General features: G+C 69.6%; 14 protein-coding genes. 6 read left to right on the plus strand and 8 right to left on the minus strand.

Annotated features, from left to right (window positions below; translation table 11 throughout):
• Positions 1–67 precede the first annotated feature (67 nt).
• The 3 genes from G3I56_RS10850 to G3I56_RS10860 form a co-directional block, all read right to left on the minus strand.
• A complete protein-coding gene (locus G3I56_RS10850) occupies positions 68–1,039 on the minus strand; it encodes an aldo/keto reductase (protein ID WP_164408693.1) in 972 nt (323 codons plus the stop codon).
• A gap of 234 nt (positions 1,040–1,273) precedes the next feature.
• Positions 1,274–2,710 carry an argininosuccinate lyase gene (gene argH, locus G3I56_RS10855; protein WP_164408694.1) on the minus strand — a complete coding sequence of 479 codons (1,437 nt, stop codon included), beginning with the start codon at positions 2,708–2,710 and terminating at the stop codon, positions 1,274–1,276.
• Positions 2,711–2,804: 94 nt separating this feature from the next.
• Entirely contained in the window at positions 2,805–3,998 is a 1,194-nt protein-coding gene (locus tag G3I56_RS10860) for an argininosuccinate synthase (RefSeq protein WP_164408695.1), read from the minus strand.
• A gap of 208 nt (positions 3,999–4,206) precedes the next feature.
• Between G3I56_RS10860 and G3I56_RS10865 the strand changes: the two genes are divergently transcribed.
• From G3I56_RS10865 to G3I56_RS10890, 6 genes are all read left to right on the plus strand, one after another.
• A complete protein-coding gene (locus G3I56_RS10865) occupies positions 4,207–5,070 on the plus strand; it encodes a hypothetical protein (protein WP_164408696.1) in 864 nt (287 codons plus the stop codon).
• A gap of 158 nt (positions 5,071–5,228) precedes the next feature.
• Entirely contained in the window at positions 5,229–5,816 is a 588-nt protein-coding gene (locus G3I56_RS10870; protein ID WP_164408697.1) for a pyridoxamine 5'-phosphate oxidase family protein, read from the plus strand.
• A 3-nt stretch (positions 5,817–5,819) separates the two neighbouring features.
• A complete protein-coding gene (locus G3I56_RS10875) occupies positions 5,820–6,524 on the plus strand; it encodes a L,D-transpeptidase family protein (protein ID WP_164408698.1) in 705 nt (234 codons plus the stop codon).
• A 162-nt stretch (positions 6,525–6,686) separates the two neighbouring features.
• Positions 6,687–8,069 carry a ferredoxin reductase family protein gene (locus G3I56_RS10880; protein WP_164408699.1) on the plus strand — a complete coding sequence of 461 codons (1,383 nt, stop codon included), beginning with the start codon at positions 6,687–6,689 and terminating at the stop codon, positions 8,067–8,069.
• A gap of 19 nt (positions 8,070–8,088) precedes the next feature.
• Entirely contained in the window at positions 8,089–9,246 is a 1,158-nt protein-coding gene (locus tag G3I56_RS10885) for an FMN-binding protein (protein WP_164408700.1), read from the plus strand.
• A 43-nt stretch (positions 9,247–9,289) separates the two neighbouring features.
• Positions 9,290–10,027, plus strand: a complete 738-nt coding sequence (locus G3I56_RS10890; protein ID WP_203689629.1) for an FAD:protein FMN transferase — start codon at positions 9,290–9,292, stop codon at positions 10,025–10,027.
• Positions 10,028–10,137: 110 nt separating this feature from the next.
• On the opposite strand, the gene G3I56_RS10895 is transcribed toward G3I56_RS10890, so the two are convergent.
• From G3I56_RS10895 to argC, 5 genes are read right to left on the minus strand one after another with little or no spacing between them, the layout of a single operon-like run.
• Positions 10,138–10,674, minus strand: a complete 537-nt coding sequence (locus G3I56_RS10895; RefSeq protein WP_164408702.1) for an arginine repressor — start codon at positions 10,672–10,674, stop codon at positions 10,138–10,140.
• A 21-nt stretch (positions 10,675–10,695) separates the two neighbouring features.
• A complete protein-coding gene (locus G3I56_RS10900; protein WP_164408703.1) occupies positions 10,696–11,952 on the minus strand; it encodes an acetylornithine transaminase in 1,257 nt (418 codons plus the stop codon).
• Positions 11,949–12,860 (minus strand): acetylglutamate kinase, encoded by a 912-nt coding sequence (argB, locus tag G3I56_RS10905; protein WP_164315183.1) that lies wholly within the window; start codon positions 12,858–12,860, stop codon positions 11,949–11,951. The genes G3I56_RS10900 and argB overlap by 4 nt, the downstream gene beginning before the upstream one ends.
• On the minus strand, positions 12,857–14,008 hold the full coding sequence (gene argJ, locus G3I56_RS10910; RefSeq protein ID WP_164408704.1) for a bifunctional glutamate N-acetyltransferase/amino-acid acetyltransferase ArgJ: 1,152 nt from the start codon (positions 14,006–14,008) through the stop codon (positions 12,857–12,859). The genes argB and argJ overlap by 4 nt, the downstream gene beginning before the upstream one ends.
• Complete coding sequence (gene argC / locus G3I56_RS10915; protein WP_164408705.1) at positions 14,005–15,033, minus strand: N-acetyl-gamma-glutamyl-phosphate reductase; 1,029 nt, start codon at positions 15,031–15,033, stop codon at positions 14,005–14,007. The genes argJ and argC overlap by 4 nt, the downstream gene beginning before the upstream one ends.
• Positions 15,034–15,116: the final 83 nt, after the last annotated feature.

Below are 15,116 nucleotides of genomic sequence, written 5' to 3' on the forward strand. Positions count from 1 at the left end.
GTGTCTCATTGAAGGCGTGCGCGTATCAGAGGTACTCGTTCAAAAGTTACTCACTCAGGAAAGGGCCTCAGTGCCAGGGCAGCTGCCCGCGCCGCTCCCAGTAGGCGCGCGGCTCCTCCACCAGCGCGGCCAGGCGCGACAGGTGGTCCTCGTCGAGGTCGACGACCGCCGCGTGCAGATTCGAGGCGAGCTGGCCCGCCGTGGCCGCGCCGGACAGCACGACCCCCGCCCAGGGCTGGCGCAGCACCACCGCGAGGGCGACGGCGTCCGCGCCGAGGCCCGTCTCCTCGGCGATCGCCCGTACGCCGTCCGGCGTCTGTCCGGCGGCGAGACGGCCGTTGGCCATGCCCTCCTTGACGATCACCGTCAGTCCGGCGTCGTGGGCCTCGGCCAGCGCGGGGCCGGCGGAGGTCTCCAGGACGTTGTACGTCGACTGGACGGTACGGAAGAGGGGCTCGCCGTCGACCGTGACAGCGAGGGCGGCGCGGACGGTGTCGGCCTGGGCCGGGCCGCTGGTGGAGAAGCCGACGGTCAGGCCCTCCGCGGCGGCCTCGGCGAGACGGGCGTGGAGTTCCTTGTCCGACAGGGCCGGGCTGTCAGGGGTCAGCGAGTGGATCTGGTAAAGGTCCAGGCGGGCGCCGAGCAGTTGATCGGTTTCGGCGCGCTGACGCTCGTACGTCTGGAGGCTGTGGTCCTTGACCTCGTGCCGCTCGGCGTCGGTGGTCCAGCCGGCGGTGTATGTGTAGCCCCACTTGCTACCGATGACGACGTCGTCGATGTCGGGGCGCGCGTGCAGCCAGTCGGCGAGGAATTCCTCTGAGCGGCCGTATGAGCGGGCGACGTCGAAATAGCGCACTCCCTGGGCGTGGGCGGCGTCCAGGAGTTCGTGGGTGCGGGTACGGAGGGCTTCGACGCTGCGGTTGTCTCCGAGGTCGTCGTCGCGGCCGAGGTTGATGTAGCCGGGGCGGCCGACTGCGGCGAGGCCGAGTCCGAGGTGGCAGGTGGGGGTTGTCGCTGTGGCCAGTCGGGTGAAGGGCATCGCGGGTTCCGTTCGGTCGGGTCCGGTACGGTTTCCGACCAACGTAGCCCGCGATGACCTTCGCGGGGGCTGTCGCGTGGGGGCGCCGTGATGTTTTCGCCCCCGCCGCCCCTACCCGTCCCATCCTTCAGGGGCTGTGCCCCTTCGGCCCCCCTTGCGCCTCGGAGCTCGGTTTGTGAGGTGCGTTGGCGAGTGCGGGTTCGGTTGTGGCTTGTCGCGCAGTTCCCCGCGCCCCTAAAGGGGCCTGCGGCCCTTCAGGGCCCATTCGTGCTGGGCTGCCACGTTCGCCTTCACCTCTGCCAGTTGGACCGCCACCGCGCTCGGGGCTGTGCCGCCCCTGCCGTTGCGGGAGGCCAGGGCGCCGTGGACGTTCAGGACCGTGCGGACCTCGGGGGTGAGGTGGGCACTGATCTTCGCGAACTGGTCGTCGGTAAGGCCGTCCAGCTCGACCCCGTCCGCCTCGGCGGCCTTCACACACTCGCCGGCGACCTCGTGGGCGACCCGGAAGGGGACGCCCTGCTTGACCAGCCACTCGGCGATGTCGGTGGCGAGGGAGAAGCCGGCCGGGGCCAGTTCCTCCATGCGCTCGCGGTGGACGGTGAGCGTGGCCATCATGCCGGTGAAGGCGGGGAGCAGGACCTCCAGCTGGTCGCAGGAGTCGAAGACCGGCTCCTTGTCCTCCTGGAGGTCGCGGTTGTAGGCGAGGGGCAGGGCCTTGAGGGTGGCCAGGAGGCCCGTCAGGTTGCCGATCAGACGGCCGCTCTTGCCGCGCGCCAGCTCCGCGATGTCCGGGTTCTTCTTCTGCGGCATGATCGACGAGCCCGTGGAGAAGGCGTCGTGCAGCGTCACGAAGGAGAACTCCTTCGTGTTCCAGATGATGATCTCCTCGGCGATCCGGGAGAGGTTGATCCCGATCATCGCCGTGATGAAGGCGAACTCGGCGACGAAGTCCCGCGAGGCCGTGCCGTCGATCGAGTTGCCCACGCTGCCGTGCTCGAAGCCGAGGTCCCTGGCGACCGACTCCGGGTCCAGGCCGAGAGACGAACCGGCCAGCGCGCCCGAGCCGTACGGGGAGACCGCGGTGCGCTCGTCCCACTGGCGCAGCCGCTCCGCGTCCCGCGACAGGGGCTGGACGTGGGCCAGGACGTGGTGGGCGAACAGGACCGGCTGGGCGTGCTGGAGGTGGGTGCGGCCGGGCATCGCCACGTCCGGGTGGGCCTCCGCGAGGCCGATCAACGCGTCCTGGAGGTCGGCGATCAGACCGCCGATCGTACGGGCGTGGTCCCTGAGGTACATGCGGAAGAGCGTGGCGACCTGGTCGTTGCGTGAGCGGCCGGCGCGGAGCTTGCCGCCGAGGTCGGGGCCGAGGATCTCCAACAGGCCGCGTTCCAGAGCCGTGTGGATGTCCTCGTCGGCCATCGTGGGGACGAGGGTGCCGTCGGCGAGGTTCGCCTCGAGCTGATCGAGGCCGGCCAGCATGCGTGTCAGCTCGTCGTCCGTGAGCAGGCCCGCCTTGTGCAGCACGCGTGCGTGGGCACGCGATCCGGCGATGTCGTAGGGCGCGAGCCGCCAGTCGAAGTGGACGGACGCGGACAGCTTGGCCAGGGCCTCGGCGGGACCGTCGGCGAAACGGCCGCCCCAGAGCCGTACGTCACCGCTGTTGCTGCTCACTTGCGTTGCTCCTCGAAGGCAGGGAAGGCAGGGGGTGGATGTGCCACCGCCTCCCCACCCGGACCGGGAGAGGAGGCGGCAGCAACGGTATCGGTTACGCCTGGTCGCGCTTGGCCGCGATCTTCGACGACAGGCTGTAGATGTCGATGAAGCCCTTGGCCGCGGCCTGGTCGAAGGTGTCGCCCGTGTCGTACGTGGCCAGGTTGAAGTCGTACAGCCCGGTGTCGGAGCGCCGGCCGGTGACGACCGCGCGACCGCCGTGCAGAGTCATCCGGACATCGCCGTTGACGTGCTGGTTGGCCTCGTTGATGAAGCCGTCCAGGGCGCGCTTCAGCGGGGAGAACCACTGGCCGTCGTAGACCAGTTCGCCCCAGCGCTGCTCGACCTGGCGCTTGTAGCGGGCCAGTTCACGCTCGACCGTGACGTTCTCCAGCTCCTGGTGGGCCGTGATCAGGGCGATCGCGCCCGGAGCCTCGTACACCTCACGGGACTTGATGCCGACGAGACGGTCCTCGACCATGTCGATCCGGCCGATGCCCTGGGCACCTGCCCGCTCGTTCAGCTGCTGGATCGCCTGGAGGACGGAGACCGGCTTGCCGTCGATGGCGACCGGGACGCCCTCCTTGAAGGAGACGATCACCTCGTCGGCCTCGCGGGGGGTGGCCGGGTTCGAGGTGTACTCGTAGATGTCCTCGATCGGGGCGTTCCAGATGTCCTCCAGGAAGCCCGTCTCGACCGCGCGCCCGAAGACGTTCTGGTCGATGGAGTACGGGGACTTCTTGGTGGTGGCGATCGGGAGCTGCTTCTCCTCGCAGAAGGCGATCGCCTTGTCGCGGGTCATCGCGTAGTCACGGACCGGGGCGATGCACTTGAGGTCGGGGGCGAGGGCGACGATGCCGGCCTCGAACCGCACCTGGTCGTTGCCCTTGCCGGTGCAGCCGTGGGCGACCGTGGTGGCGCCGTGCTTCTGGGCGGCGGCGACGAGGTGCTTGACGATCGTCGGCCGGGAGAGGGCGGAGACCAGCGGGTAGCGGTCCATGTAGAGGGCGTTGGCCTTGATCGCCGGGAGGCAGTACTCCTCGGCGAACTCGTCCTTCGCGTCCGCGACCTCGGCCTCGACAGCACCGCAGGCGAGCGCGCGCTTGCGGATGACGTCCAGGTCCTCGCCACCCTGGCCGACGTCGACCGCAACGGCGATGACCTCGGCGCCCGTCTCCTCGGCGATCCAGCCGATGGCGACGGAGGTGTCCAGACCGCCTGAGTAGGCGAGTACGACGCGCTCGGTCACGGGTTTTCTCCTCACAGTGCATTCGCTGACATGCATGAGTATGCAGGACTCTGCATGGTTCGTCAATCTCAGGAACTTTTCTACGGATCTTTGACGAGCCTTTGAACACGCGAAACCGCTTACCCGTACTCCACGCCAGACGCAGGCGCCGCGTCTGTAAAACGAGTTGAACCACACAGCCACCCCCTGACCCGAGTGAGGCATCCGCATGTCCAGGGCTCTTCCGAAGTACAACAAGCGTCGTGTGGGCATCATCGGCGGCGCCGCCGCAGTGGCACTGTCCGGCGCGATCGTCGCCGGCTCCGCCCTTGCCGGGGAAACCTCCAGCAACAAGACCACCACGCAGGCGACCACCAAGGCCGCGGTCCCGACGGTGAACTGCCCGGCGGTCGCGAACAGACTGCCCGCGATCCCCGCGTCGGCGAAGGCCGAGGTCGACCGCAACCTCGCCCTGCTGAACACCCAGATCGCCGAGGCCAACAAGCGCATCGTCGACACCCAGGGCCAGGGCGGTCCCAACTTCATCCAGAACGCGATCACCGGTCCGCTCAAGGACAAGCGCGTGGCGACCATCAACCGCATCGCCACCGCCATCGGCCGCACCGCCGCCAAGCCGGTCGGCCTCGACGCCCTGGCGCCCTGCTCGCTCAACGGTGCCGGAGTGGCAGCGCCTGCCGCGACGGCGGCCCCGCAGGCGGGCGGCAACACCGGTAACGCGGGGAACACCGGCAACACGGGTAATGCCGGTAACACGGGCAACGCGGGCAACAACGGCGGCGCCGGCACCATCAGCTGCCCGGACGTGGCCTCGAAGCTGCCCGCGATCCCGGCGTCGGCACAGGCCGAGGTCACCCGCAACCTCGCCCTGCTGAACACGCAGATCGCCGAGGCCAACACGCGGCTCGTGAACACGGTCGGTCAGGGCGGTGCCAACTTCGTCCAGAACGCGATCAACGGCCCGCTCAAGGACAAGCGCGTGGCGACCATCAACCGCATCGCCACCGCCATCGGCCGCACCGCCGCCAAGCCGGTCGGCCTCGACGCCCTGGCGCCCTGCACGTTCACCAAGTGACGTGACAGGCACTGTGGCCGCCCCGAAGCAAACGCCGGCCGGGGCGGCCGCGGGCCTGCGCATTCCTGTGCAGCCCTGTATCGCCGTAGCGGCACAGCCGCAGACGCGTCAGCAAAACCCTTAGACAGGCAAACGAATTTCCCGGACAATGACCGGTCATGGGAAAGACCTACGAGCGCATCGACGGCCGGCTGCGTACGTTCATCGAGGCGCAGCCCCTCTTCTTCACCGCGACCGCCCCGCTGTCGGGCGACGGCACGGTCAACCTCTCCCCCAAGGGGCTCAAGGGCTCCTTCGTGATCCTCGACGAGCAGGCTGTCGCGTATCTCGACTTCGCGGGCAGCAACGCCGAGACCGTCGCGCATCTGCGCGAGAACGGCCGGATCACCCTCATGTGGTGTGCCTTCGAGGGCCCGCCGAACATCGTCCGGCTGCACGGCCGCGGTGAGCCCGCCTTCCGTGACGACCCGCGCTTCCCCGAACTCCTCGCCCGCTTCCCGGACATCGACGCCACCGCGCACGGTCTGCGCGCGATCATCGTCGTACACGCCGAACTCGTCCGGGACAGCTGCGGCTACGCGGTGCCCCTCATGTCGTACGACAGCGACCGCGATCTGCACGCCAGGCGCTTCGCGCGCGAGGACGACGCCTCGCTCAGCGCCTACTTCGAGAAGAAGGACCACATCGCGACGAGCCTGGACGGACTACCGGGGCTGCCGTTGCCGCTCCCGCCCAGTACTGTCTGAGCCATGCGTCCCGGAGCCGCCGTCGTCCTCGCGTCCGTGTCCCTTCTCGCACTCGCGCCCGGTGCCCCTCCCACGGCCGCGCCGCCGCTGCCCGCCCTGTTGGCCGACACCGGTGGCGGCTCCCAGCTGATCACGGCTCAGGCGCCGCGCGCCAAGGCGACCACCGGCACGCTCACCTGGTGGAACCTGCGCAACGGGACATGGACGAAGGCCGGTTCCGCGCCCGCCCGCTTCGGTGCGAACGGGCTCGTCGAGGGCGGCTCCCGCAAACAGGGCACGAACACCACTCCCGCCGGGCTGTACGAACTGCCGTACGCCTTCGGCATCAAGGCGGCCCCGGTCGGCACCAAGGTCACCTACCGGCCCGTGCGGCAGAACTCCTGGTGGTGCGAGGACAACGACTCACGCTCCTACAACCGCTGGACCGAGCCCCGCCCCGCCGACTGCCGGGCCACCGAGTCCGAGCACCTGATCTCGTACACGCAGCAGTACGCGCACGCGTACGTCATCGCCTTCAACTACGCCGCGCCGGTACGGCAGCGCGGCGCGGGGATCTTCCTGCACGTCAACGGGCGTGCGGCGACGGCCGGCTGTGTGTCGGTACCTGCGGAGGCGATGCGGGCGATCCTCGCGTGGGCCGATCCGCGCCGACGGCCGCACATCGCGATCGGCACGGCGAGCGGGCCGACGGCCATCGTCCGCTACTGAGCGCCACCGACCGGCACCCAGCGGGTGTTACCGGCAGTCACCCCATTTTAACTGGCATTTAACTGTGGACTTGTCGGGTCTCTGAACACTCGGCGGTCGTGGCGCGTATCTGAGGGCCAAGGGGCCAAGCCTCTCGACTAGACCCCGTCCCACGGAGGAACCGTGACCACCACGATCCAAGGCGGACGTGCCGCGCGGCGCCAGACGATGCGCCGCATCCGACCCCGCCGCTCACCCGCCGTCCCGCTGCTGCTCGTTGTGGCGGCGGGCGCGGCCGGAGTGATCTGGCTGTGGTGGAACAACACCGCCTCCCTGGCCGACACCACCGCCCAGATCATCGCGGCGGGCCGGATCACCGGTCTGCTCGCCGGTTACCTGATGGCGCTGGTGGTGCTCCAGATGGCCCGGGTGCCCGCGCTGGAGCGCCGGGTCGGCTCGGACCGGGTGGCGCGCTGGCACTCGATGAGCGGCCGGTACACGCTCAGCCTGGTCGTGGCGCACGTCGTCCTGATCATGTACGGGTACGCCCTCCAGGCCGGGAAGACGTTCGGCGACATCGTCCAGCAGACGGTCGACTCGGTGAACCAGCTGCCCGACATGGGCAAGGCGGCGATCGGCACGGGCCTGCTGGTGGTCATCGGGCTCAGCTCCATCGGCCCGGTCCGGCGGATGATCCCGTACGACCTCTGGTACCACGTGCACCTGCTGACGTACGCGGCCACGTTCCTGACGTTCTGGCACCAGCTGTCCACGGGTAACGAGTTCGTCGTGGAGCCGGCCGCGAAGACCGCCTGGTACGCGCTGTACGGCTCGGTGACCGCGCTGGTCCTCTGGTACCGCATCGTCACGCCGATCCGGCTGAACATGCGCCACCGGCTGCGGGTCGAGGCGGTCATCGAGGAGACCCCGGGCATCGTGTCCGTGCTGATGAGCGGCCGGAAACTGCACCGGATGGGCGCGGAGGCGGGCCAGTTCTTCCGCTGGCGCTTCCTGGCCCCCGGTATGCGGTTCAGCTCGCACCCGTACTCCCTGTCGGCGGCCCCCCGCCCCAACATGCTGCGCATCACCGTGAAGGCGATCGGCGACCACAGCTCGGCCCTTCGCGAGCTGGAGCCCGGCACCCGGGTGTGGGCCGAGGGTCCGTACGGCGCCCTGACCGCTTCCAAGCGCAGCCAGGGCAAGGTGCTGCTGGTGGCCGGCGGTGTCGGCATCACCCCGATGCGCGCCCTGTTCGAGACCCTGCCCGGCGCGGCGGGCGACCTGACCCTTCTCTACCGGGCCAACAGCACCCAGGACCTGGCCCTGTGGGACGAGCTGGCGACCATCGCCAACGAGCGCGGCGCCCGTCTCATGTACGCGGTGAACAGCCCCGACGGAGAGCGCCCGGACATCTCGCCGGAGTCGCTGCGCCGGAAGCTGCCGGACATCGACGACCACGACGTCTTCCTGTGCGGGCCTCCCGGCTTCGCGCAGGGTGTGTACGAGGCATTGCGCGGCGCGGGTGTTCCGGCGCGCCGTATCCACCACGAGTCGTTCGAGATGTGAGCGACGGGAGCCAGGAGCAATGAAGAAGAGTCACCCCTTTCGGCGCGTCATGCTGGCGAGTGCCGCCACAGTTTCCGGAATCGTGCTGCTGCTGACGCTGAAGCCGTCGTCGGACCCCGGTGGCGCGCAGGCTGCCGGCGCTCTGCCGCAGCAGACGGCGGCGGCACAGGAGTCGGCCCAGGGCGGCGCGGCCGCCAAGGACGGCACCTTCACCGGCGACACCGTCGACACCCAGTACGGCCCGGTCCAGGTCCGCGTCACGGTGAGCGGCGGCAAGATCACCAAGGCGGAGGCGCTCCAGCAGCCCAAGGGCGGCCAGAGCGACCAGATCTCCGGCAACGCGATCCCCAAGCTCAACAAGGAAGCGGTCACCGCCGGCCTCAACGGCAGTATCGACGCGATCTCCGGCGCCAGCTACACCAGCGCGGGCTACGGGAAGTCGCTCCAGTCCGCCCTGGACAAGGCCAGTGCGGGTACGGGTACGGGCGCCACCGGTGGCGGCGGTGCGGCCAAGGCCGCCACGGTCACCGGTGACGCGGTCGACACCCAGTACGGCCCGGTCCAGGTCCGTATCACGGTGAGCGGCGGCAAGATCACCAAGGCGGAGGCGGTGAAGGCGCCCACCGGCGGCCAGAGCACCACGATCTCCGGCAACGCCGTACCCAAGCTCAACCAGGAAGCGGTCGCCGCCGGCACCGCGAACATCGACGCGATCTCCGGCGCCAGCTACACCAGCGCGGGCTACAAGAAGTCGCTGCAGTCGGCCCTGGACAAGGTCCCCGCCGCGGAATCGGACAAGGGGACGGGCGCGGGCGCGGCTTCGGCCGACCCGAAACCCAGCCCGACACCCAGCTCGGCAGCGGGCTCGGGCGGGGCGGCGGCAGGCGGGGCGACCTCCAACGGCGGCGGCACGTACACCGGAAGCGTGGTCCAGACGGAGTACGGCCCGGTGCAGGTCCGCGTCACGCTGACCAAGGGCAGGATCACCTCGGCGTCCGCGGTCCAGGCACCCACTGGTGGCCGGAGCGACCAGGTCTCCGCGAACGCGATCCCCAAGCTCAACCAGGAGGCGGTGACAGCGGGCGACGGCGACATCGACGCCGTGTCCGGCGCCAGCTACACCAGCGCGGGCTACAAGAAGTCCCTCCAGTCGGCCCTGGACCAGGCCGGTGGTTGATCCCGCGGAAGCTCCCGTCGCGGTGCGTCATGCGGAGGAGGTCATGGGGACCGTCTTCTCTTTTGACGTCCGCGGCGGGGACCCCCGTGCGGTCCAGGTGGCGCTGGCGGCGGCGATCGCCGGACTGCACAAGGTCAACGAAGTGTTCAGCACCTATCGCGAGAACAGCCAGATCTCCCGGCTCGCCCGCGGTGAGATCTCCGTCGCGGACTGCGACCCGGAGGTCGCCGAGGTGCTCGACCTGTGCGCCGAGGCCAAGCGGGTCAGCGAGGGGTGGTTCAGCCACACCTACCAGGGCCAGATCGACCCGACCGGCCTGGTCAAGGGCTGGGCGGCGGAACGCGCGGCCAGAACCCTGATGGCGGCCGGGGCGAGCGGCGTCAGCGTCAACGGCGCCGGAGACGTCCAGCTGTGCGGCGCGCCGGGTCCCCAACGCCCTTGGCGGGTGGGCGTGTCGGACCCGCTCCGCCCGGGCGGCCTGGCGGCCGTGGTCTCGGCGGCGGGCGCCGACGAACTGGCGGTGGCCACCTCGGGCACAGCGGAACGCGGCACCCATATCGTCGACCCCCGCACCAGAAAGTCCGCGGTGACGGACCTGGTCGCGGTGACGGTCGTGGCCCCGGAACTGACTTGGGCGGACGCCTGGGCGACGGCGGCCTTCGCGATGGGGTCGAGGCAGGCGCTGGGCTGGCTGGAGTCGCTGCCGGACGTGGAGGCGTTGCTGATCACGGCGGGCGACGAGGTGCGATGCACGGGGGGCCTGGCAAGACGACTGGGCTGAGGGTGATATGTGCTTTTAGGGGCGAGGGGATGTGTCTATTTGCGGCTCCGCCGCGTGGGCGCAACAAGCCACGACGGACCCGCACCCGAAACTCAACCGTCAATGGCCCCTCAGTGATTCTTCTGAGCCAACCCCAACAAATGATCAGCCAACGCCTGCCCCCCCGCAGGATCCCGGCTGATCAGCATCAACGTGTCGTCCCCCGCGATCGTCCCCAGAATGTCGTGCAGCTCGGCCTGGTCGATCGCCGACGCCAAGAACTGCGCGGCCCCCGGAGGGGTCCGCAGGACCACGAGATTCGCGGAGGCCTCCGCTGAGATCAGCAACTCCGAGGACAGCCGCCGCATCCGCTCCTCCTTCGCCGACTCCCCCAGCGGAGCGCGAGGCGTACGGAACCCGCCCTCGCTCGGCACCGCGTAGATGAGATCGCCGTCGGTGTTACGGATCTTCACCGCGTTCAGCTCGTCCAGGTCCCTGGACAGCGTCGCCTGCGTGACGGTCAGCCCGTCGTCCGCGAGCAGCTTCGCCAACTGACTCTGCGACCGCACCGGTTGCCGGTTGAGGATGTCCACGATCCGGCGGTGGCGTGCGGTGCGGGTCTGCGGTACGGCAGGCCCCGCGTGCTCGTGTTCCTGCGCCTGCGTCATCGTCGTCGTCTCATTCCCCGGCTAGTCCTTCCCGTCAACGGCAACCGCGTCGAGAACTCCGGGAAGCGCCTGGAGGAACGCGTCCACTTCGGCGTCACCGATGTTCAGCGGCGGCATCAGCCGTACGACATCGGGAGCGGGCGCGTTCACCAGGAACCCGGCGTCCTGAGCCGCCTGCTGCACCTGGGGCGCGAGGGGCTCGTTGAGCACGATACCCAGGAGAAGTCCCGCGCCCCGGACATAGTCGATCAACGGGTGGCCCGCACCTTCGATTCCGTCCCGCAACTTCTCGCTCTGCCGCTTGACGTTCTCCAGCAACCCCTCGTTCTCGATGGTGTCGAGTACGGCGAGTCCGGCGGCGCAGGCGACCGGATTGCCGCCGAACGTCGTACCGTGCTGGCCGGGCTGGAGCAGGTCGGCGGCGCGGCCGAAGGCGACGGTCGCACCGAGGGGCAGTCCGCCGCCGAGGCCCTTCGCGAGGGTGACGACGTCGGGCAGGACACCCTCGTGGGCCTGGTACTCGAACCAGTGCCCGGTACGGCCGATGCCGGTCTGCACCTCGTCGAGGACGAGCAGCGCGCCGGTCGCGGCGGTGATCGCGCGCGCGGCCTTCAGATAACCGGCGGGCGGGACGACCACACCGTTCTCGCCCTGGACCGGCTCGATGATGACGAGGGCGGTCTCGTCGGTGACAGCGGCGGCCAGTGCCTGCGCGTCGCCGTACGGGACGTACGTGACGTCACCGGGCAGCGGCACGAAGGGCTCCCGCTTTCCGGGCTGGCCGGTGAGCGCGAGGGCGCCCATGGTCCGCCCGTGGAAGCCACCCTCGGTGGACACCATGTGCCCGCGTCCGGTCAGGCGGCCGATCTTGAAGGCGCCCTCGCTGGCCTCGGCGCCCGAGTTGCAGAAGAACACCTTGCCGTCCCGGCCGAAGCGCTGGAGCAGCCGTTCGGCGAGTGCGACGGGCGGCTCGGCGACGAAGAGATTGGAGACATGGCCCAGGGAGGCGATCTGGGTGGAGACCGCCTCGACGATCGCCGGGTGGGCGTGGCCGAGCGCGTTCACGGCGATGCCGCCCACGAAGTCGACGTACGCCTTGCCGTCGGCGTCCCACACGGTGCTGCCCGCGCCGCGGACGAGGGGCAGCCGGGGGGTGCCGTAGTTGTTCATGAGCGCGCCCTGCCAGCGCGTCGTCAGTTCCTGATTGGCACTGTTGGCGCTGTTGGCACTGTTGGCGCTCGGTTCCTGACTGGCGTCCAGCTCCTGGCCGGCGTTCATGCGGCGTCCCCTTCTTCCTCCGCATCGGGCACGACCATCGTGCCGATGCCCTCGTCGGTGAAGATCTCCAGCAGGATCGAGTGCTGGACCCGGCCGTCGATGACGCGGGCGGTGTTCACGCCGTTGCGTACGGCGTGCAGACAGCCCTCCATCTTCGGCACCATGCCGGAACTCAACTCCGGGAGCAGCTTCTCCAGTTGGGAAGCGGTGAGGCGGCTGATCACCTCGTCGGAGTTGGGCCAGTCCTCGTAGAGGCCCTCGACGTCCGTGAGGACCATGAGGGTTTCGGCGCCAAGAGCAGCAGCAAGTGCCGCAGCCGCCGTATCAGCATTGACGTTGTAGACATGTCCGTCGTCCTGGCTACGGGCGATCGACGAGACGACCGGGATACGGCCGTCGGCGAGCAATGCCTCGATCGCGCCCGTGTCGATCGCGGTGATCTCGCCCACCCGCCCGATGTCGACCAACTCCCCGTCGATCTCGGGCAGATGCTTGGTGGCAGTGATGGTGTGCGCGTCCTCGCCGGTCAACCCGACGGCGAGCGGCCCGTGTTGGTTCAGCAGCCCGACCAGCTCCCGCTGGACCTGCCCGGCCAGCACCATGCGTACGACGTCCATGGCGTCCTCGGTGGTGACCCTGAGGCCCGCCTTGAACTCGCTGACGATGCCGTGTCTGTCGAGGGCGGCGCTGATCTGCGGGCCGCCGCCGTGCACGACGACGGGCTTGAGGCCGGCCTGGCGCAGGAAGACGACGTCCTGGGCGAACGCACCCTTCAACTCGTCGTTCACCATGGCGTTTCCGCCGAACTTGATGACGACGACCTTGCCGTTGTGGCGGGTCAGCCAGGGCAACGCTTCGATGAGGATCCTGGCCTTGGGCAGGGCGGTGTGCTTCCGCGTGGTGCTCATGAAGAGTACGCGCTGTTCTCGTGGACGTAGTCCGCGGTCAGGTCGTTGGTCCAGATGGTGGCGGTCTCCGTGCCTGCGGCGAGGTCGGCGACGATGTGGACCTCCCGGTAGCGCATGTCGACCTTGTCGCGGTCCTCGCCGACACCGCCGTTCTTGCAGACCCAGACGCCGTTGATGGCGACGTTGAGCTGGTCGGGCTCGAAGGCGGCAGCGGTCGTGCCGATGGCGGAGAGGACGCGGCCCCAGTTGGGGTCCTCGCCGTGGATGGCGCACTTGAGGAGGTTGTTGCGGGCGATGGAACGCCCCACCTCGACGGCGTCGTCCTCGCTGGCCGCGTTCACGACCTCGACCTTGATGTCCTTGCTGGCGCCCTCGGCGTCCCGGATGAGCTGCTGCCCGAGGTCGTCACAGACTGCCCGGACGACCTCCGCGAACTCGGCCTGTTCCGGGGTGACTTGGGAGGCCCCGGAGGCGAGCAGCAGCACGGTGTCGTTGGTGGACATGCAGCCGTCGGAGTCGACGCGGTCGAAGGTGGTGCGGGTTGCGGCGCGGAGCGCACTGTCCAGGCTCTCGCTGTCGACATCCGCGTCCGTGGTCAGAACGACGAGCATGGTGGCGAGGCCGGGGGCGAGCATGCCCGCCCCCTTGGCCATGCCGCCCACTGTCCAGCCGCCCTTGCTGACGACGGCCGTCTTGTGGACGGAGTCGGTGGTCTTGATGGCGATGGCCGCCTTCTCACCACCATGCGCGGAGAGTTGACCGGCGACGGTCTCGACTCCCGCCAGCAGCTTGTCCATCGGCAGGAGCAGCCCGATGAGTCCGGTGGAGGCGACCGCGACCTCTCCGGCGTTCAGGCCGAGGGTGTCCGCGACCTTCTCGGCGGTGGCGTGGGTGTCCTGGAAGCCCTTCGGCCCCGTACAGGCGTTGGCGCCACCGGAGTTGAGGACAACCGCGGAGACGATGCCGCCCTTCAGTACCTGCTCGGACCACACAACCGGTGCGGCCTTGACCCGGTTGGAGGTGAAGACGCCGGCGGCGGCGAGGCGGGGCCCGCTGTTGACCACGAGGGCCAGGTCCGGGTTGCCGTTCTCCTTGATCCCGGCGGCGATTCCGGCCGCCGTGAACCCCTGTGCTGCCGTGACACTCACGGTGCGACTCCGATCGTGGAAAGCCCGGTGGTCTCGTCGAGCCCGAGGGCGATGTTCATGCTCTGGACGGCACCGCCCGCGGTGCCCTTGGTCAGGTTGTCGATGGCACTGATCGCGATGATGCGGCGCACGGACTCGTCGTACGCGACCTGCACCTGAACGGCGTTGGAACCGTAGACGGACGCCGTGGCGGGCCACTGCCCCTCCGGGAGGAGGTGCACGAACGGCTCGTCGGCGAACGCCTTCTCGTAGGCGGCGCGCACGGACTCGGCGGTGACGCCGGGCCGGGCGGCGGCCGTGCAGGTGGCGAGGATGCCGCGGGACATGGGAGCGAGGGTGGGCGTGAACGAGACGGCGACCGGCGAGCCCGCGGCGCCGCTGAGGTTCTGGACGATCTCGGGCGTGTGCCGGTGGCCGCCGCCGACCCCGTACGGGGACATGGACCCCATGACCTCGCTGCCCAGCAGGTTCGTCCTGGCCGCCTTGCCGGCGCCGGAGGTCCCGGAGGCGGCGACGATCACGGCCTCGGTCTCGGCGAGGTCGGCGGCGTACGCCGGGAAGAGGGCGAGCGACACGGCGGTCGGATAGCAACCGGGCACCGCGACACGCTTGGACCCCTCCAGCGCGGCGCGGGCACCCGGCAGTTCGGGGAGTCCGTAGGGCCAGGTCCCGGCATGCGCGGAGCCGTAGAACCTCTCCCAGTCGGCCGCGTCGTGGAGCCGGAAGTCGGCGCCCATGTCGACGACAAGCGCATCCGGCCCGAGCTGCTCGGCGACGGCGGCGGACTGTCCGTGCGGCAGCGCGAGGAAGACGACATCATGCCCGGCGAGCACGTCGGGGGTGGTCTCCTGGAGGACACGGCCGGCCAGCGGCAGCAGATGCGGTTGCAGGGCGCCGAGCCGCTGCCCGGCGTTGGAGTTGCCGGTCAGGGCGCCGATCTCGACCTCGGGGTGGACGAGCAACAGACGCAGCAGTTCCCCGCCCGCGTACCCACTCGCCCCGGCCACCGCCACACGTACCGCCATGGAACCCTCCTCCTTGATGGCATGACTATACGTTTCGATGCACGTTTATGCAATGCGATGGATCAGTATGCGGAGCCGGGACG

The sequence above is a fragment of the Streptomyces sp. SID12488 genome (genome assembly GCF_010548275.1).
Lineage (GTDB): Bacteria > Actinomycetota > Actinomycetes > Streptomycetales > Streptomycetaceae > Streptomyces.

What these genes read in the sequence shown, in the direction of transcription:
- G3I56_RS10850 (WP_164408693.1), bottom strand. Translation starts at nt 1,039, where the DNA reads ATGCCCTTCACCCGACTGGCCACAGCGACAACCCCCACCTGCCACCTC.
- G3I56_RS10865 (WP_164408696.1), top strand. Translation starts at nt 4,207, where the DNA reads ATGTCCAGGGCTCTTCCGAAGTACAACAAGCGTCGTGTGGGCATCATC.
- G3I56_RS10870 (WP_164408697.1), top strand. Translation starts at nt 5,229, where the DNA reads ATGGGAAAGACCTACGAGCGCATCGACGGCCGGCTGCGTACGTTCATC.
- G3I56_RS10875 (WP_164408698.1), top strand. Translation starts at nt 5,820, where the DNA reads ATGCGTCCCGGAGCCGCCGTCGTCCTCGCGTCCGTGTCCCTTCTCGCA.
- G3I56_RS10885 (WP_164408700.1), top strand. Translation starts at nt 8,089, where the DNA reads ATGAAGAAGAGTCACCCCTTTCGGCGCGTCATGCTGGCGAGTGCCGCC.
- G3I56_RS10890 (WP_203689629.1), top strand. Translation starts at nt 9,290, where the DNA reads ATGGGGACCGTCTTCTCTTTTGACGTCCGCGGCGGGGACCCCCGTGCG.
- G3I56_RS10895 (WP_164408702.1), bottom strand. Translation starts at nt 10,674, where the DNA reads ATGACGCAGGCGCAGGAACACGAGCACGCGGGGCCTGCCGTACCGCAG.
- G3I56_RS10900 (WP_164408703.1), bottom strand. Translation starts at nt 11,952, where the DNA reads ATGAACGCCGGCCAGGAGCTGGACGCCAGTCAGGAACCGAGCGCCAAC.
- argB (WP_164315183.1), bottom strand. Translation starts at nt 12,860, where the DNA reads ATGAGCACCACGCGGAAGCACACCGCCCTGCCCAAGGCCAGGATCCTC.
- argC (WP_164408705.1), bottom strand. Translation starts at nt 15,033, where the DNA reads ATGGCGGTACGTGTGGCGGTGGCCGGGGCGAGTGGGTACGCGGGCGGG.